Origin of the sequence: Pseudomaricurvus sp. HS19, assembly GCF_009857815.1 — a bacterium.
GTDB lineage: Bacteria > Pseudomonadota > Gammaproteobacteria > Pseudomonadales > Cellvibrionaceae > Pseudomaricurvus.
In genome coordinates, this window is record NZ_WVVW01000012.1 from 73,688 (window position 1) to 90,502 (window position 16,815).

Genomic DNA, 16,815 nt, shown 5'->3' on the forward strand with positions numbered 1-16,815 from the left:
TAACCCGGCGCCTGCGGGATGGTGCTTATACAGTAGAGAGCAGGAACTCACGCTCCCAGGAGCTGATTACACGCTTGAAGCCTTCGTACTCGGCCCAGCGGGTTCCGATAAAGCCGTCGACAAAGCTGCTGCCCAGCACGTCGCGGATCTCGTCACAGTTGGCCATGGCCTCCAGTGCCGCTTCCAGGTTGAACGGAATATCGGGGTCGCTGACTGCACCCAGGCGACCGGTCACCGGTTTACGCGGTGTCAATTTCTGGGTCATACCCAAATAGCCGCAGATCAGGTTGCCGGCCATTACCAGGTAGGGGTTGGTGTCGGCACCGGGAAGGCGGTTCTCAATGCGGCGGTTCTTGGAGTTGGATTGCGGCACGCGCAGGCCTACGGTGCGGTTCTCCTCTCCCCATTCAATATTCACCGGTGCGTTGCCAGTGGCCCCGGGCAGATAGCGTCGATAGCTGTTCACGTTGGGTGCGAAGATCGGCATGATCTGCGGGATGTAGGTTTGCAGGCCGGCCAGGTAGCTGAAGAACTGCTTCGAGGGTGAGCCGTCTTCGTTGGAGAAGATATTGCGACCGGTCTTCACATCCAGCAATGACTGGTGAATGTGCATGGCGCTGCCGGGCTCGTCCGCAATGGGCTTGGCCATAAAGGTGGCGTCGATGTTGTGCTTCAGGGCTGCCTCGCGCACGGCGCGCTTGAATACAAACACCTGGTCAGCCAGCTTCAGCGCTTCACCGTGACGGAAGTTGAACTCCATCTGTGCCGGGCCTTCCTCGTGGATCAGGGTGTCAATGTCCAGCTGCATCAGCTCACACCAGTCATAGACGTCTTCCATGATGTGGTCGAACTCGTTGGCGGCGTCGATGCTGAAGGACTGGCGGCCGCTCTCCTGGCGTCCGGAGCGGCCCATCGGCGGTTCCAGCGGCAGGTCGGGATCGATGCAGCGCTTGGTCAGGTAGAACTCCACCTCGGGTGCCACAATGGGCTGCAGGCCTTTCTCTTCGTAGAGTGCCAGCACACGCTTGAGGGTGGCGCGCGGGGACAGGGTGATGGGGTTGCCCATGCTGTCGTAGCAGTCGTGAATGATCTGTGCGGAGGGTTCCAGTGCCCAGGGCACCAGGAACTTGGCGCAGTCATCGGGCCGCAGCAGCATGTCGATGTCGGCCGGGTCGAGAAGGCTGTAGTAGAGCTCTTCGTCGGGGTAGTCACCAGTGGCGGTTTGCAGCATCACACTTTCGGGCAGGCGAATGCCGCCCTCGGCGATAAACTTCTCCGTCGGCATGATCTTGCCGCGGGCAATACCGGTCTGGTCAGGAGTAATACACTCCACTTCCGTAATGTTGTTCTCTTTTAACCACTTCGCGAGGTTATCCAGGTTTTCCATAATTACACTTTGGTTGCAGACGCTCTGCACGCCTGGCCAAAAGCCTCAAATATCAGTTTTTGGGTAGGGTTTTCGTTGACGCGCCATTCAGGGTGCCACTGCACACCGAGACCAAAAGTCATGCCCTTGACGCTGATCGCTTCGATCAGGCTGTCTTCGGCTATGGCTTCCGGTTGCAGGTCATCGGCCAGGCGGCGGATACCCTGCGAGTGCAGTGAGTTTACGCGGATGCTTTCACGGTCAACGATGTGATGCAGCAAGCCGCCGGGTACCAGGGTTACATCGTGCACTGGTCCGTACTGAATTTCTATATCGCCCTCTTTATCCTCGCGGTGGTCGCTGAGGTCGGCCTCATCGTGTACCGCCTGATAGAGGGAGCCGCCAAGGGCGACGTTCATATCCTGCATACCCCGGCAGACCCCCAGCAGAGGTTTGTCGGCGGCGCGCAGGGCGTGAATCAGTGCCGCCGCCTGGGCGTCGCGGCGGGCGTCGTATTCGTAGGGGCGATCAATCTTCTCCTCGCCGTAGAGGGCGGGGTCGGCCATGGAGTAAGCGCCGGTGAGGAAGACGCCGTCGACGCGGCTCAGCCACTGTTCGATTTCAAGTTCGTCGGCCATGGCCGGGATCAGGACCGGGACCACATCGGCGGCCTGGGTCAGGGCCAGCAGGTACTTGTCGCCGGCGGTGTGGTACTCGTGCAGGTCGTAACGGCGGATATCGCAGATCACACCAACCAGAGGTTTAAGCGCGGGTGCGGACATATAAATCCTGTTGTGTTGTATTTTGAACATCGGCATGAAAACTGCCTGCTGTAAGCGGTGAGAATGGCTTGGCATTCCCTGCTAAACAGCTTGGGTCAAGCCTACTAGCTTATTGACCGATGTCAAATATATTTTATATGATGTTCGAAATATCATTCATTTGGTGTTTCCGGTTCCCGTCTGCGCATTGGTCTCCCGAGCGCACAGAAGGGTTGCGATGAAGCAAATTTCGGCTTCACTAAATGAAAGCAATATCAGTGCCCCCGAGCCCGAGATAAATCATGTCAGAACGCAGTAGAGAAGTTGATGAATTCCTCAAGCACCATCCCAATGTAACCACCATTGAATTGCTGGTTACCGACCTGGATGGAATCATTCGTGGCAAGCGCATCGAGCGCAGTCTGCTGCACGATGTCTACAACAAGGGCTTCCACCTGCCCCAATCTGTGCTGGGGCTGGACTCAACCGGCACCACAGTGGAGCAGACCGATCTGGGAATGACCACCGGCGATTCGGATCGTCGCTGCCGCCCCATTCCGGGAACGCTCAAGCTGGTGCCCTGGCATGAGGACGGTGACCGTGCCCAGGCACTTTGTATTATGTATGAAGACGACGGCAGCCTGTTGTCCTTCTACCCGCGCAATGTGTTGCAGCGGGCGGTGGAGAAGTTCGGTGAGCTGGGCTACACCCCCGGCATCGCGCTGGAGCTGGAGTTTTACCTGATTGACCAGGAGCTGGATGTGCAGGGTAATATCCAGCCGCCGGTCTCCCCGGTCACCGGCAAGCGTATGAGTTCCACCCAGGTCTACTCCATGCAGGACCTGGATGATTACGACTTCTTTATTCGCGATGTACTGGCCATGGCGCGGGAGCAGGATATCCCTGCTGACGCAGTGATTGCCGAGTACGCTCCCGGCCAGTTCGAGGTCAACCTGGATTACGGCAACGATATCCTGGCTGCCGCCGATCAGGCGATTCTGTTGAAGCGGGTGATCAGTGCGGTAGCCCACAAGCACGGCATGCACGCTTCCTTTATGGCCAAGCCCTACATTGCCGAAAGCGGTTCCGGCCTGCACATTCACCTGAGCTTGATGGACAGCGAAGGCAACAACATTTTTGCCGCCGATGACCCCACCACCAACCCATATATGCGCAACGCGGTGGCCGGCCTGCTGGATATGGCGGACTCCTCCCAGGCGCTGTGCTGCCCCACGGTAAACAGCTACCGCCGTCTGGCTCCCAAATCCTTTGCGCCCACCAGCAAAACCTGGGGCTGGGATAACCGCACCGTAGCCATGCGTATCCCTTCCGGCAGCAAAAGTGCTACCCGTATCGAACACCGCATGAGCGGCGCCGATGCCAACCCCTACCTGGCGGTGACGGCCATGCTGGCCGGCGTTACCGAAGGCCTGGTAAACAAGATGACGCCACCGGAGCCGCTGGACGGCAACGCCTATGAAGAAGATGTACCGGTGGTGCCGGATAACCAGCGTGACTCACTGCGTGCCATGGAAGCGGATAGCCGCATTCTCGACTGGTTTGGCGAGGACCTGGTGCGTATCTACTCGGCGGTGAAGTGGCACAACATCTACCTGTTTGAGCAGCAGGTAACACCGATGGAGTATGAGTTGCTGTTGCCGGTGGTATAACCGGCAACATTTGAGGCGTAAAGAGAACGCGCAAAAAGAAAGGGGCCAATTGGCCCCTTTCTTTTTGTTTGCCCGTCAGCCGGATCAGATACCCAGCTTGTCCCGCAGGCCGTAGTAGAGCGCACCAACGGCGGTGTAGGGTACCCGCAGCAGTTGGCCGCCCGGGAAGGGGAAGTGGCGCAGGCTGGCAAAGGCGTCAAAACGCTCGGCGCTGCCTTTGATTGCTTCGGCGATCAGGCGGCCGGCCAGGTGGGTGGTGGTGACACCGTGACCACTGTAGCCCTGTGCATAGTAGATGCTGTTGGTGAGGCGGCCGAACTGTGGCAGGCGGCTCATAGTGAGCAGGAAGTCACCGCCCCAGGTGTAGTCAAAGCGCACGCCTTTCAGTTGTGGGAAGGTGGTCTCCACATGCTTGCGCAAAAACTTTTCGATGGAGGCTGGGTCGCCGCCGCCGTAGGTGACGCCGCCGCCGTAGAGCAGGCGGTTGTCGCCGGTGATACGGAAGTAATCGAGTTTGTAGTTGCAGTCTTCCACGCAGTGCTGGTTGGGGATCAGCGAGCGGGCAACGTCTTCGCCCAGTGGTTCGGTGGTGATGATCTGGGTACCGCAGGGCATGGACTTGGCGGCCAACTCGGGGATCAGGCCACCCATGTAGGCGTTGCCGGCCAGCAGCACGTAGTTGGCGGTTACCGAGCCCTGCTCTGTGTGTACCACCGGTGTGTCGGTGCGATCGACACGGATGACTTTGGAGTCTTCATAGATGGTGCCGCCGAGGCTTTCGATGGCCGCAGCCTCACCCAGCAGCAGGTTGAGCGGATGGATATGGCCGCCGCGCATATCCAGCATGCCGCCACAATAGACATCGGTCTGGATCTGGTCGCGGATCTCGTTGCTGTCCATCAGCGTCAGGCCGTCGTGGCCCAGTTTGCGCCAGCGTTCAGCCTGCTCTTCCAGTTCATGAATCTGACGCTTGTTGAACGCCGCAAATATACCGCCGGGTTTGTAGTCGCAGTCGATATTGTAGGTGGCAATGCGTTCGCGAATAATGTCGCCGCCTTCAAAAATCATGCTGCTGAGGGCGCGTGAGGTTTCGCCGCCGTAATTTTTTTCAATCACGTCGACGTCGCGACTGTAGCTGTTGACCAGCTGGCCACCGTTACGGCCACTGGCGCCAAAGCCCATGCGGGCGGCTTCCAGCACCACAACCTTAAAGCCGGCTTCTGCCAGGTGCAGGGCGCTGGAGATGCCGGTGTAGCCGGCGCCAATAATACAAACGTCAGCGCGGATATTGTCAGTAAGGGACGGCCGGTCGCGTTTGTCGTTGCGGGTATCGGCGTAGTATGAAGGGGTGTGGGGTGTGTGCATGAATCTACCTGTGCCTTAAGTCAGTGGCATTTGCAGAGGGTTACACGAATACGCGGCCCGAAGGCCGCGTATTGGTGGCAAGTGCCAGTTATCAGTAGAGCGATTTGATCGCCGCGCGCAGCGCAGTCATCAGCTCGTCAATATGCTCGCGCTCCAGGATCAGCGGTGGTGACAGGGCAATAATGTCACCAGTGCAGCGCACCAGTGCATTGCTCTTCCAGAAACAGTGCTGGAAGACGTCATAGCCACGCTGGCCGATCTTGTCACCGGACTTGAAGTCGATGGCACCCATCAGGCCGAAGTTGCGAATGTCTTTAATGACATCGAACTCTGCCAGGCTGTGCAGGGACTCTTCCCAGTAGCCTTCCAGTGCCAGAGCCTTGTCAAACAGCTTGTCGTCTTCGTAGCAGGAGAGGGTGGCGAGACCGGCAGCCGCGGCAACCGGGTGACCGGAGTAAGTGTAGCCGTGGAACAGCTCAATCAGCTCTTCCGGACCCTGCATAAAGGCATCGTGAATGGCGTTGTGCACGAATACGGCACCCATGGGGATAGCACCATTGGTGAGGCCCTTGGCGGTGGTCATGATGTCCGGAGTAACACCCATGCGGTTGGAGGCGAAGGCCTCGCCTACACGGCCGTAACCGGTGATCACTTCGTCAAAAATCAGCACGATGTCGTGGGCAGCGGTAATCTCGCGCAGGCGCTTGAGGTAGCCAGCCGGTGGAATCCATACGCCACCGGAGCCAACCACAGGCTCGACAATCACGGCCGCGATATTTTCAGCGCCGTGCAGGTTGATCATATCCAGCAGCTCATCCGCCAGTTCGGCGCCTTGCTGTGGCTGGCCACGGGTGAATTCACTGCCTGGCAGCCAGGCGTGCTTCAGGTGGTCGGTACCGGTGAGGCCGTTGCCGAAGGAGCGACGGTTATTGACCAGACCGCCGACGGAAATGCCGCCGAAGTTAACACCGTGATAGCCCTTCTCGCGGCCGATCAGGCGGGTCTTGGAAGGGTTGCCTTTAGCGCGGTGGTAAGCGAGAGCGATCTTCAGTGCTGTCTCTACCGATTCGGAGCCGGAGTTGGTATAGAAGACGCGATCCAGTCCTTCCGGAGTGTGCTTCACCAGGCGCTCGGCCAGTTCAAATGGCAGCGGGTGACCCATCTGGAAGGTGGGGGCGTAGTCCAGCGTATTGATTTGCTGGCTGACAGCGTCACTGATGGCCTGCCGACCATGACCGGCATTCACACACCACAAACCGGCAGTGCCGTCGAGGATCTGACGGTTATCAGCGGTGGTGTAGTACATATCCTTGGCTGCGACCAGCATGCGCGGCTCGGATTTGAATTGGCGGTTAGCCGTAAAGGGCATCCAGAACGCGTCAAGCGAGGATGGGGCAGACATAAAAAACACCTCTGTGTGTTATATCGAACAACTTCCCCGCAGTGTATGTAAAAAAAATAAAACATCAAGTGACTTTTTGATTATAGGGGTATTTATGTTAAAAAGTTATTTTAAATCAATTAGATAGTGTCGTTTGTGGAAAATGGTTGATGTTCAAGATATTGATACACTAGGGCGGTGTGAGGTAGTCTTAGCCCAATATTCACTCACACTCTTTAATTTCCGGGGGCACTATGTGTTCGGCAAAGACTCTCGCAGACTGGCAGGCGGAAGCCCAGCAGCTGCAAATCGAAGGTCGCGCGTTTATCAATGGCAGCTATAGCGATGCGGCAGACGGCCAGACCTTCACTTGTCTCAGTCCGGTAGATGGACGGGAGCTGGCGCAGGTGGCGGCCTGTGATGTGGCAGACGCGGATCGTGCCGTGGCGGTAGCCCGGGACGCGTTTGAGTCCGGTATCTGGGCCCATAAGGCGCCGGCGGTGCGCAAGAAGATCCTGCTGCGCTTTGCCGACCTGATCGAACAGCATCGCGAGGAGCTGGCGCTGCTGGAGACACTGGATATGGGCAAGCCCATCGGCGACGCCCTTGGGGTCGATGTTGGCGGTACTTTACGGGCACTGCGCTGGACCGCCGAAGCCATCGACAAAATCTATGACGAAGTGGCGCCGACGCCTCACGATGAGCTGGGTCTGGTGACCCGCGAAGCCATTGGGGTGGTAGCTGCCATTGTGCCCTGGAACTTCCCCATGCTGATGGCGACCTGGAAGTTTGCGCCGGCGCTGGCGATGGGCAACTCACTGATTCTCAAGCCTTCGGAAAAGTCTCCCCTGACCGCCATTCGCCTGGCAGCACTCGCTTCCGAAGCCGGTATCCCTGATGGCGTGTTCAATGTGTTGCCCGGTTTTGGTCACACAGTGGGCGCGGCCCTGGCCAGTCACATGGATGTCGATACGCTGGTGTTCACCGGGTCCACCGGTACCGCCAAGCGCCTGATGGTGCTGGCCGGTGAAAGCAATATGAAGCGGGTGTGGTCCGAGGCCGGTGGCAAGTCTGCCAACGTGGTGTTTGCCGATGCGCCTGATCTGGATGCGGCAGCAGAGGCCGCCGCCAGCGCCATCTGTTTCAATCAGGGTGAGGTGTGTACCGCCGGTTCCCGCCTGCTGGTGGAGGAGAGTATTGCTGACGAGTTTATGGCGAAGGTCCGGGAAGCCGTGGCCAAGTGGCGTCCCGGTCATCCGCTGGACCCCAACACCAATGTAGGTGCGATTGTGGACGAAGCGCAGTTGCAGCGGGTGATGAGTTACATCGATACCGCGCATGCTGAAGGCTGTCAGCTTACCGTGGGTGGCCAGCGACTGGATGTGGTGAGCGGCGGTACCTACATCGAACCCACCGTGTTCGAATGTGTAACCCGGGACAAAACCATTGCCCAGGAAGAGATCTTTGGCCCGGTGTTGTCGGTGATTCGCTTTACCGATGAGCAGGAAGCACTGCAGATTGCCAACGACAGCATCTACGGCCTGGCGGCTGCTGTGTGGACCGGCAACTTCAGTCGCGCCCACCGCTTTGCCCGTGGCCTGCGCGCCGGCTCCGTATGGGTTAACCAGTACGATGGCGGCGACATGACCGCGCCGTTTGGTGGCTACAAGCAGAGCGGTAACGGTCGGGACAAATCCCTGCACGCCTTTGACAAGTACAGCGAACTGAAAGCCACCTGGTTCAAGTTGTAAACCGGTGATTGGTGGACAGTAAAAAAGGGGCCTTACGGCCCCTTTTTTATTGGTTCGGTTGCAGGTTCGCTTTCAGAATAGATCCATAAAACGGTGGTAGCTCATGCCCAGCGCCAGCAGTGGTGAGCGGAAACGCGGGCCGCCGGGGAAGCGCATGTGCTTCACTTTTTCGTAGATGGAGAGACGGCTGTCGTCGCCGTTTATCGCCTCGGCAATCACGCGCCCGGCCAGGTGACTGGCGGCCAGTCCGTGCCCGGCATAGGCCTGGGCGTAATAGAGGTTTTCCCGCAGGCGACCGATCTGTGGCAGGCGGTTGGCGCCGATGCCGATCAGGCCTCCCCACTGGTAATCAATGCGGGTGTTGCGCAGCTCCGGAAACACCTTGTCCATATTCGGCTTGAGGGCGGCGATGATGGATTTGGGATCGCGCCCTGAGTAGGTACAGAGTCCGCCGAAGATCATGCGGCCATCGCTGCTGAGGCGATAATAGTCGAGGGCAATACGTTCATCGGCGACGGCGGCGTTGGTGGGCAGAAGCCGTTTTTGTACCTCTTCAGGCAGTGGTTCGGTCGCCATGACGTAGCTGCCTGCAGGCAGGACGGTGGCCTCCAGGACGTCGTCGAGTCCGCGCACATAGGCATTGGCGCATACCACCAGTTGCTCGGCGCGCACACTGCCGCTGGCGGTACGAACGGTAAAGCCGTTGCTCTCGTCGATCTCTTCCACCCGGGCATTTTCAAAAATACGCACACCTTGCTGTTGCGCGGCGCGAGCTTCGCCCACCACCAGATTCAATGGGTGCAGGTGACCACTGCCCATATCCAGCAGTGCTCCCTGGTAGCAGTCCGATCCCACCAGGGTGTGCATTTCCGGTTGTTCAATGATGTGCACGTCATAGGCATAGCCAATGCTGTCCAGGTGCGCTTTCTCCTCGCGGAAAGCCTGCATGTGCCGCGGTTTCATGGCCAGGCAGGCGTGTCCCATAACCAGGTCGCAGTCGATGCTGTGCTGTTTGATTCGGTCGAGTACGATGTCTACCGCTTCAAAGCCCATCTGTTCAATGGCGTCGATGCCCTGCTGGCCGATGTTGTTACGGAACTGTTCCAGGCCGTGGCCTATGCCGCGAATCATTTGTCCGCCATTGCGCCCGGAGGCGCCCCAGCCGATCTTGTAAGCCTCAAGCAGCACCACGTCGAAGCCCCGTTCAGCCAGTTCCAGTGCGGTGTTGACGCCACTGAAGCCACCACCAATCACGCAGACCTGGGCGGAGACATCGCCCTGCAACTGATCAAAGCCGGCGCGATCGTTAAGAGTGGCGTGGTAGTAAGATTCGGGGTAGTTCGTGCTGTGAGTTCCGGGATTTAGCATGGGGGTACCGCAGTTTCGAGGTTGTTTGATATTTCAATCGGTTGTGTGGGATAATGCACGAAGTTGCGGGTCAACTCAACGTGCAGGCTTTCGGGGAGATTAAAGCGAAGTGGATGTCGGTTATCGGTTAAGAGAAGTGAGAAAGAGTGCTGGTTTGTCCCAGCGTGAGCTGGCCAAGCGCGCCGGCGTTACCAATTCCACCATTTCCATGATCGAGAAGAACAGCGTTAGTCCCAGCGTCAGTTCGCTGAAAAAGGTGCTGTCCGGTATCCCCATGTCACTGATGGAATTTTTTGGATCCGAAGACTCTGCCGAGCTGGAAACCCCGGTGGTTTACAGCGCCGATGAGTTCAAGGATGCGACGGTTGGTGATATCGACTGGAAGTTGATTGGCCAGGCGTTCCCCAATCGCGCCATGTCTTTCATGGTGGAAACCATGCCACCGGGTTCCGATACCGGCGAGGGCATGTACATGCACGATGGTGAAGAGGTTGGCTACGTAGTCACCGGCAAGCTGGAGCTGACGGTAGACGACCAGATTTATGTGGTTGAAGCCGGCCAGGGCTACTACTTCGATTCGCGCAAGGAACACCGCTTTCGCAATCCCTTTGACGAAGAGTGCAAGCTGGTCTCCTGCACCACCCCTGCCAATTTCTGACGCCTCTCGCGGACCTGCCGGGTGCGATTGCCCGGCAGCCCCCATCCGCTTTTCAACTGCCGCGTTACCAGCTATTTGCACAATTCCTCCCGCCTCGTTGCCGCCTGGCAATCCCGTGCATGACAGTAGGCGCAACAAGTTACAGATGTGCTTGTGGCGGGCTGCTTTGCGTTAGTATTTACCCTGTCTTTGCTCTGGCTCCGGGCTGATCCGGTGGCAGTGGCTATGTGCTCATGCAGTCTGCAGAGGTCGCAGGTGAGGCGAGTGTCGGGATTGCAGGGTGTGGAAGAGGGGCGCGGCAACTGTGAGTAAAACAGACGGACAACTGGAGCAGGAGATCCTGCACAGCTGGGAGCAGAACGCCGAAGCCTGGGTGGGCGCCGTGAGAGCCGGCGCCATCAGCAGTCGCCAGCTGGTTACGGACAGTGCGGTACTGCAGGCTATTGTCGATTGCGCGCCGGCCAGCGTGCTGGATATCGGTTGTGGCGAAGGTTGGTTGATGCGGGCCCTGCAGCGGCACAACATTGCTGCCAGTGGCATCGATGGGCAGCCGTCACTGGTACGGGCGGCGCAACTGGACGGCCTGCAGGCCTCGCTGCTCAGCTATCAGGAGTTACTGGAGCAGGGGCCACCGCAGTCGGCCGCGATGATGGTGGCCAACTTTTCCCTGCTGGGTTGCGAATCCTCAGGGCAGGTCGTGGCGGCGGCACAACGCTGGTTACCCGCTGGCGGCTGGCTGCTGATACAGACACTGCATCCGCTGCAGGTGTGTGGTGATCTCCCCTATGAGGATGGTTGGCGGGAGGGCTCCTGGGAGGGGTGCGGGGAGGGCTTTGTGTCACCGGCGCCCTGGTATTTTCGTACCCTGGAGAGCTGGCTGGCGCTGTTGCAGCGACATGGCCTGAGCTTGCAGAAGCTGATGGAACCCCTGCACCCGCAGACACGGAGGCCAGCGTCCCTGCTGCTGTTGGCGCGGCAGCAGGGACGAGTTCAGGCGTGAGCCCGGTGATCCGGCAGGTGTTGTACCGGGTTGGATTGCAGGTTGTATTTTTTTACCCGCGACGCCAGTGTGGTGGGCTTGATGCCCAGCAACTCTGCAGCTCCGCCGCTGCCTGAAATCTTGCCGCCGCACAGCGCCAGCGCGCGACGGATGTTGCTTTTATCCAGCTCCACCAGCTGCGCTTCGGTCAGTACCTCCTCCTGGTGAGGGCAGTTGGGTGGTGCTGCTTCCGGCAGCACCGGCAGGTGGCCTGGGTTGAGGTTGTCGAAGCGCAGTGTGCCACCCTTGGTCAGAATCACCTGCCGTTCAATGACGTTCTCCAGCTCGCGGATGTTTCCCGGCCAGTGGTATTGCTGCAGCTTTTCCATCTCTGTCAGTGGAATTTTAAGCAGCGCCTTGTTGGCCCGGGTGCAGGCTTTCTGCAGGAAGTGTTGGGTCAGCAGCGGAATATCTTCCAGCCGCTTGCGCAGCGGTACGGACTCCACGGGAAAGACGTTAAGACGATAGTAGAGGTCCTCGCGAAACTGTCCCGCCTCCACCATGCTTTTCAGGTCCTTGTTGGTAGCCGCCAGGATACGCACATCCACATGGCGGGTGCGCCCCTCGCCCACACGTTCAAACTGCTGCTCCTGTAATACCCGCAGTAACTTACCCTGCAAATGCAGGGGGATCTCTCCCACCTCGTCCAGAAACAGGGTGCCGCCATCGGCCAGCTCAAAGCGTCCGGTGCGATCGCCGTGGGCACCGGTGAAAGCCCCCTTGCTGTGACCGAAAAACTCACTTTCAAACAGTTCGGCGGGGATGGCCGCGCAGTTGACGCGAATCAGCGAGCGGTGCGAGCGCGGGCTGTGGTCATGGATAGCGCGGGCAATCAGCTCCTTGCCGGTGCCTGACTCGCCGTGGATCAATACCGTGGCATCGGAGGGGGCCACCAGTTGTATCTGCTGCACGATCTGCTGCACCGCGGCGCTGCGGCCGACAATGTGGCGGTAGTTGTATTCGGCCTTGATCTCCTCTTGCAGGTAAGCGTTCTCCAGTTCCAGTCGATGCTTCAGTTGCTGCACTTCGGCCATGGTTTCCAGCAGCTTGCGGCGATCCGCTTTTTTCTGGCTGACGTCGCGGAAGATAACCACCGCGCCGACAATGAAGCCGTTGTCGCGGATGGGGGTGCTGGTGTACTCCACATCGATGGGGGTGCCGTCCTTGTGCCAGAAGACGTCGTCATCCACTTCGTGCACGGTGCCATCCTTGAAGGCGGCAAAAATCGGGCACTGGTGGGCGCTGTAGTGACTGCCGTCGGCGTGATGGTAGTGCACCATGCTGTGCATGTTGCGCCCTGCCAGTTCCTCGGCGCTGTAACCGAGAATGCGCTGCGCGGCGGGATTCACAAAGGTGGTGATGCCGTCAGCATCCACGCCGTAGATACCCTCGCCGGCGGCGTCCAGCAGCAACTGGTTTTCCCGTTCGAACTCCTGAAACACCTGGCTGACCCGGTTCCAGTGGCCGATACCCGAGAGGTAGTGGCGCTGGGCGGCGGAGTGGTGACGTTCGTCGTTCATCTCATCGGCAACCTGCATGCTCAGGAACAGGTGCCAGTCATCACCGGCGCGGTTGCTGCGCCCGGCCACCTCCAGTCGCAGGTCGCTGTCACCGGTATTAATCAGCAGGTGATCGCACCATCCGCGCCCCTTCTCCAGCAACTCCTGGCTGAACACCACCAGCCCGGGAAAGTTGGGGGCAAACAATTCGCTGGCGCGCTGGCCTTCCAGCTGGGTGATGTCCCGCCGCCACAGGCGGCAGGCCTCCTGGTTGGCGCAGATAATCCGATCGGTCAACGGGTCCAGCACGATCTGGGCGGTGGCGGCCTGGCGGAAGTAGAGGTGTGAGTTCATGGCAAACCTGTGCAGTCAGAAAATATCCCGGCTAAGGGGATACAAGTTTCAGGCCGGTTTTACGAAATTTCGTAATTCAGTACACGAAAAATCGTTAATTACGAAATATCGTTACCTGCTGAATATCTGCGGGCTAATAAAATCTCAACAATATCAATGGGTTGTAAATCAATTTCGGTTTGGCATTGCGGTTGCTATGTACTGGGACAACGCGCCGTCAGTGACATGCTGGCGGGAAACAGATCGCACCAGGGGAGTTTTCGGGGCCGGGCCTGCACCACAAGCAGGCAGGCTGGTGCGCAATCAGGTTTTGCTTAACCGGGACCAGAAAAATCCGTTCACAGAGGACAGGCGAACATGGCTTCAAAAAGTTTGGGCAACCCTTTTGATCACACCACGAAACTCACCCACACCGTTGGCTGCGACTGCAAGGTCTGTAAAGCCGAGACACTGACCCCGGGCGGGCTCAGCGACAGAGAGCGGACCCAGTTGCTGGAGCAGCAGGCGGAGAGCAGCAGCGCTGCCGCTTCCGCACACTCCCATTCTCATACTGCCGGAGACGCCGCGCCGCAGTTCGACAGCAGCGAAGATATGATGGATCGTGCTATCGAAAGCGCCATCGTGCGGGGCATCTTTGGCCATAACGATGCCTCCCGCCGCAATTTCATCAAGCTGGTGGGGGGCGGCACCCTGGCGTCGGTACTGGGCACCATGATCCCGATGGATAAGGTTAAGGCGGCAGTGAAGGAGTCCATGGGGCCGCTGGAGAAATCCAAACTGAAAGTGGGCTTTGTGCCGATCACCTGTGCCACGCCTATCATCATGGCGCAGCCCATGGGCTTCTATGCCAAATATGGACTGGACGTGGATGTCATCAAAACCGCCGGCTGGGCGGTAGCGCGGGACAAGTCATTAAACGGCGAGTACGACGCTTCCCATATGCTGACGCCCATGCCGCTGGCCATGAGCATGGGGGCGGGCTCCACTGCGACTCCGTATATCATGCCCGCGGTGGAAAACATCAACGGCCAGGCCATTGTGTTGCACAACAAGCACAAGAATAAGCGCGACCCCAAACAGTGGAAGGGCTTCAAGTTCGGTGTGCCGTTCGACTACTCCATGCACAATTTCCTGTTGCGCTATTACGTGGCGGAGCACGGCATTGATCCGGACCAGGATATCCAGATCCGCGTGGTGCCACCGCCGGAAATGGTGGCCAACCTGCGTGCCGGCAACCTCGATGGTTATCTGTCCCCCGACCCGTTCAACCAGCGCGCGGTGTACGAGAAGGTGGGCTTTATTCATATGCTCACCAAGGACATCTGGCAGGGCCACCCCTGCTGCGCTTTCGCCTGCAGCCAGAAGTTTGCCACCGAGTTGCCCAACACTTACGCGGCTCTGTTCAAGGCCATCGTCGATGCCACGCACTTCTCTGCCAAACCGGAGAATCGCGACGAGATTGCCAAGGCCATCTCGCCGAAAAATTACCTCAACCAGCCTGAAATCGTCGTGCGCCAGGTGCTGACCGGTCGCTATGTGGATGGTCTTGAAGCGAAAGTACTGGATGTGCCGGATCGTATCGACTTCGACCCATTCCCGTGGCACTCCATGGCGGTGTGGATCCTCACCCAGATGAAGCGTTGGGGTTACGTGCAGGGGGACATCGACTACAAGGCGATTGCCGAGCAGGTTTATGTGGCGTCGGAAACGGCTGAGGTGATGAAGGGGCTGGGCTATGAGCCGCCGGCCACCACCTATGAAAACTACACCATCATGGGCAAGGTGTTCGATTACACCAAGCCGGAAGAGTACATCAACAGCTTCGCCATCAAGAGGGGATAAGCGTGCAGTCACTGAACCTGAGAGCAGCGCTGACTTCACTGGTTTTCCTGGTGGTGTTGCTGGGCCTGTGGGAGGCCTTCAACCAGCCGCCGGAAGCCTCAGGGGAGTTGTCGGAGTTTGAGCTGCTCATGGGCGGTGCCGACCAGGAGGCGAGGGTGCCGCCACCCTCGCAGGTTCTCGGTCACGCCTGGGATGAGCTGAGCAACCCGTTCTATGACGCAGGCCCCAACGACAAGGGCATCGGTATCCAGTTGGCCTATTCGCTTTACCGCGTCTTGACCGGCTATTTCCTGGCGGCGCTGATTGCGATCCCGCTGGGCTTTGTCATCGGCATGTCGCCGCTGATGTACAAGGCGTTGAATCCGTTTATCCAGGTTTTGCGGCCGATCTCACCACTGGCGTGGATGCCTCTGGCACTGTTTATCATCAAGGATTCAGAGCAGTCGGCCATCTTCGTCATCTTTATCTGTTCCATCTGGCCCATGTTGATCAACACCGCGTTTGGTGTGGCCAATGTGCGCAAGGACTGGATCAAGGTGGCGCAGACGCACGAGCTGGGTGCGCTGAAAACAGCCTTTCAGGTGATCCTGCCGGCGGCAGCTCCCACCATCCTTACCGGTATGCGCATCTCCATCGGTATCGCCTGGCTGGTGATTGTGGCAGCGGAAATGTTGGTGGGCGGTACCGGTATCGGCTACTACGTCTGGAATGAATGGAACAACCTCGACCTTAACAGTGTGATTTTTTCGATCCTGATGATCGGCGTGGTGGGCATGCTGCTTGATCTGGCTCTCGGGGCGGTTGCGAAGCTGGTGCAATACGAGGAGTAACCCATGAGTAAATCTTTTGTCAGCGTAGAAGGCCTGGCTCGCAAGTACCCGCAGAAAGAGGGTGAGCTGGTGGTGTTCGAAGATGTGAATATCGGCATCGAGAAGGGTGAGTTCGTTTGCATCATCGGTCACTCCGGCTGCGGCAAGTCCACCATCCTCAATGTGCTGGCGGGGCTCGACTCGCCTTCTGCCGGTGCGGTAATCATGGATGGCAGGGAGGTCTCCGGCCCCAGCCTGGATCGAGGTGTTGTGTTCCAGAACTACAGCCTGCTGCCCTGGCTGACGGCATTGCAGAATGTCTCCTTCGGGGTAAGGGCGCGCTTCCCGCAGTGGAGCAAGCAGCAGGTTAACGATCACAGCAAAAAATTCCTGGAGATGGTCGGGCTCGGCCATTCACTGGAGAAAAAGCCGTCACAACTTTCCGGAGGTATGCGCCAGCGGGTCAGCATCGCCCGCGCTTTCGCCACCAGCCCCAAGTTGCTGCTGCTGGATGAGCCTTTTGGTGCCCTGGATGCCCTCACTCGCGGCGTCATCCAGGATGAGCTGATCAAGATATGGGGTGAAACCCACCAGACCGTCTTCATGATTACCCACGACGTGGATGAGGCCATCCTGCTGGCAGATCGCATTCTGTTGATGACCAATGGTCCTCACGCGCGGGTGGCGGAGTCGGTGACCATCAACCTGCCGCGGCCGCGCCAGCGTGCCAGCGTGGTGAAGGACCCGGGCTACTACAAAATTCGCAACTACCTGGTCAACTTCCTGGTTGAGCGATCAGGTGAGTTGGCTGGCTCGGGCGGGGAAGAGAGCGGCAGCTTTAAAACGCTGGAAGTTGATCCTACCCAGCTGGCCGACACCGGCGAGACCAATAATTCGATGGTGGAGATGCCCGATCTGGTGGCATCCCACTGATTAACCGGGTTGTCTGCAG

At 58.6% G+C, this 16,815-nt stretch carries 13 protein-coding genes; 7 read left to right on the forward strand and 6 right to left on the reverse strand.

What is annotated here, in order from left to right; translation table 11 throughout:
- Window positions 1-25 precede the first annotated feature (25 nt).
- A complete protein-coding gene (locus GSF27_RS15630) occupies window positions 26-1,387 on the reverse strand; it encodes a glutamine synthetase family protein (protein WP_202410491.1) in 1,362 nt (453 codons plus the stop codon).
- Between the two features lie 2 nt (window positions 1,388-1,389).
- On the reverse strand, window positions 1,390-2,148 hold the full coding sequence (locus GSF27_RS15635) for a gamma-glutamyl-gamma-aminobutyrate hydrolase family protein (RefSeq protein WP_160970851.1): 759 nt from the start codon (window positions 2,146-2,148) through the stop codon (window positions 1,390-1,392).
- Between the two features lie 281 nt (window positions 2,149-2,429).
- On the opposite strand from GSF27_RS15635, the gene GSF27_RS15640 reads away from it, so the two are divergent.
- Window positions 2,430-3,797: a glutamine synthetase family protein gene (locus tag GSF27_RS15640; RefSeq protein WP_160970853.1), complete on the forward strand. Its 1,368-nt coding sequence runs from the start codon at window positions 2,430-2,432 to the stop codon at window positions 3,795-3,797.
- Between the two features lie 84 nt (window positions 3,798-3,881).
- Here the strand turns inward: GSF27_RS15640 and GSF27_RS15645 are convergent, their stop codons facing one another.
- A complete protein-coding gene (locus GSF27_RS15645) occupies window positions 3,882-5,162 on the reverse strand; it encodes an FAD-binding oxidoreductase (protein WP_160970855.1) in 1,281 nt (426 codons plus the stop codon).
- 91 nt (window positions 5,163-5,253) lie between these two features.
- Entirely contained in the window at window positions 5,254-6,564 is a 1,311-nt protein-coding gene (locus GSF27_RS15650; RefSeq protein ID WP_160970857.1) for an aspartate aminotransferase family protein, read from the reverse strand.
- Window positions 6,565-6,797: 233 nt separating this feature from the next.
- Here GSF27_RS15650 and GSF27_RS15655 point away from each other — a divergent pair, with 233 nt between their 5' ends.
- On the forward strand, window positions 6,798-8,294 hold the full coding sequence (locus tag GSF27_RS15655) for an aldehyde dehydrogenase (RefSeq protein ID WP_160970859.1): 1,497 nt from the start codon (window positions 6,798-6,800) through the stop codon (window positions 8,292-8,294).
- Between the two features lie 72 nt (window positions 8,295-8,366).
- Here the strand turns inward: GSF27_RS15655 and GSF27_RS15660 are convergent, their stop codons facing one another.
- Window positions 8,367-9,662 carry an FAD-binding oxidoreductase gene (locus GSF27_RS15660; RefSeq protein WP_160970861.1) on the reverse strand — a complete coding sequence of 432 codons (1,296 nt, stop codon included), beginning with the start codon at window positions 9,660-9,662 and terminating at the stop codon, window positions 8,367-8,369.
- Between the two features lie 109 nt (window positions 9,663-9,771).
- On the opposite strand from GSF27_RS15660, the gene GSF27_RS18035 reads away from it, so the two are divergent.
- Both GSF27_RS18035 and GSF27_RS15670 read left to right on the forward strand, forming a co-directional pair.
- Window positions 9,772-10,320: a cupin domain-containing protein gene (locus tag GSF27_RS18035; RefSeq protein ID WP_160970863.1), complete on the forward strand. Its 549-nt coding sequence runs from the start codon at window positions 9,772-9,774 to the stop codon at window positions 10,318-10,320.
- 304 nt (window positions 10,321-10,624) lie between these two features.
- On the forward strand, window positions 10,625-11,320 hold the full coding sequence (locus GSF27_RS15670; RefSeq protein ID WP_202410493.1) for a methyltransferase domain-containing protein: 696 nt from the start codon (window positions 10,625-10,627) through the stop codon (window positions 11,318-11,320).
- Here GSF27_RS15670 and GSF27_RS15675 read toward each other — a convergent pair.
- Window positions 11,311-13,212, reverse strand: a complete 1,902-nt coding sequence (locus tag GSF27_RS15675) for a sigma-54-dependent Fis family transcriptional regulator (protein ID WP_160970865.1) — start codon at window positions 13,210-13,212, stop codon at window positions 11,311-11,313. The genes GSF27_RS15670 and GSF27_RS15675 overlap by 10 nt on opposite strands.
- Before the next feature lie 357 nt (window positions 13,213-13,569).
- Between GSF27_RS15675 and GSF27_RS15680 the strand changes: the two genes are divergently transcribed.
- Genes GSF27_RS15680 through GSF27_RS15690 form a run of 3 tightly spaced genes read left to right on the forward strand, consistent with a single transcriptional unit; the run spans window position 13,570 to window position 16,796 of the window.
- Window positions 13,570-15,054, forward strand: coding sequence for a CmpA/NrtA family ABC transporter substrate-binding protein (locus GSF27_RS15680; protein WP_160970867.1), 1,485 nt, complete (start codon window positions 13,570-13,572; stop codon window positions 15,052-15,054).
- A 2-nt stretch (window positions 15,055-15,056) separates the two neighbouring features.
- On the forward strand, window positions 15,057-15,884 hold the full coding sequence (gene ntrB / locus GSF27_RS15685) for a nitrate ABC transporter permease (protein WP_160970869.1): 828 nt from the start codon (window positions 15,057-15,059) through the stop codon (window positions 15,882-15,884).
- Window positions 15,885-15,887: 3 nt separating this feature from the next.
- A complete protein-coding gene (locus GSF27_RS15690) occupies window positions 15,888-16,796 on the forward strand; it encodes an ABC transporter ATP-binding protein (protein ID WP_160970871.1) in 909 nt (302 codons plus the stop codon).
- The last annotated feature ends 19 nt before the right edge of the window (window positions 16,797-16,815 follow it).

What these genes read in the sequence shown, in the direction of transcription:
- GSF27_RS15630 (WP_202410491.1), bottom strand. Translation starts at nt 1,387, where the DNA reads ATGGAAAACCTGGATAACCTCGCGAAGTGGTTAAAAGAGAACAACATT.
- GSF27_RS15635 (WP_160970851.1), bottom strand. Translation starts at nt 2,148, where the DNA reads ATGTCCGCACCCGCGCTTAAACCTCTGGTTGGTGTGATCTGCGATATC.
- GSF27_RS15640 (WP_160970853.1), top strand. Translation starts at nt 2,430, where the DNA reads ATGTCAGAACGCAGTAGAGAAGTTGATGAATTCCTCAAGCACCATCCC.
- GSF27_RS15645 (WP_160970855.1), bottom strand. Translation starts at nt 5,162, where the DNA reads ATGCACACACCCCACACCCCTTCATACTACGCCGATACCCGCAACGAC.
- GSF27_RS15650 (WP_160970857.1), bottom strand. Translation starts at nt 6,564, where the DNA reads ATGTCTGCCCCATCCTCGCTTGACGCGTTCTGGATGCCCTTTACGGCT.
- GSF27_RS15655 (WP_160970859.1), top strand. Translation starts at nt 6,798, where the DNA reads ATGTGTTCGGCAAAGACTCTCGCAGACTGGCAGGCGGAAGCCCAGCAG.
- GSF27_RS15660 (WP_160970861.1), bottom strand. Translation starts at nt 9,662, where the DNA reads ATGCTAAATCCCGGAACTCACAGCACGAACTACCCCGAATCTTACTAC.
- GSF27_RS15675 (WP_160970865.1), bottom strand. Translation starts at nt 13,212, where the DNA reads ATGAACTCACACCTCTACTTCCGCCAGGCCGCCACCGCCCAGATCGTG.
- GSF27_RS15680 (WP_160970867.1), top strand. Translation starts at nt 13,570, where the DNA reads ATGGCTTCAAAAAGTTTGGGCAACCCTTTTGATCACACCACGAAACTC.
- GSF27_RS15690 (WP_160970871.1), top strand. Translation starts at nt 15,888, where the DNA reads ATGAGTAAATCTTTTGTCAGCGTAGAAGGCCTGGCTCGCAAGTACCCG.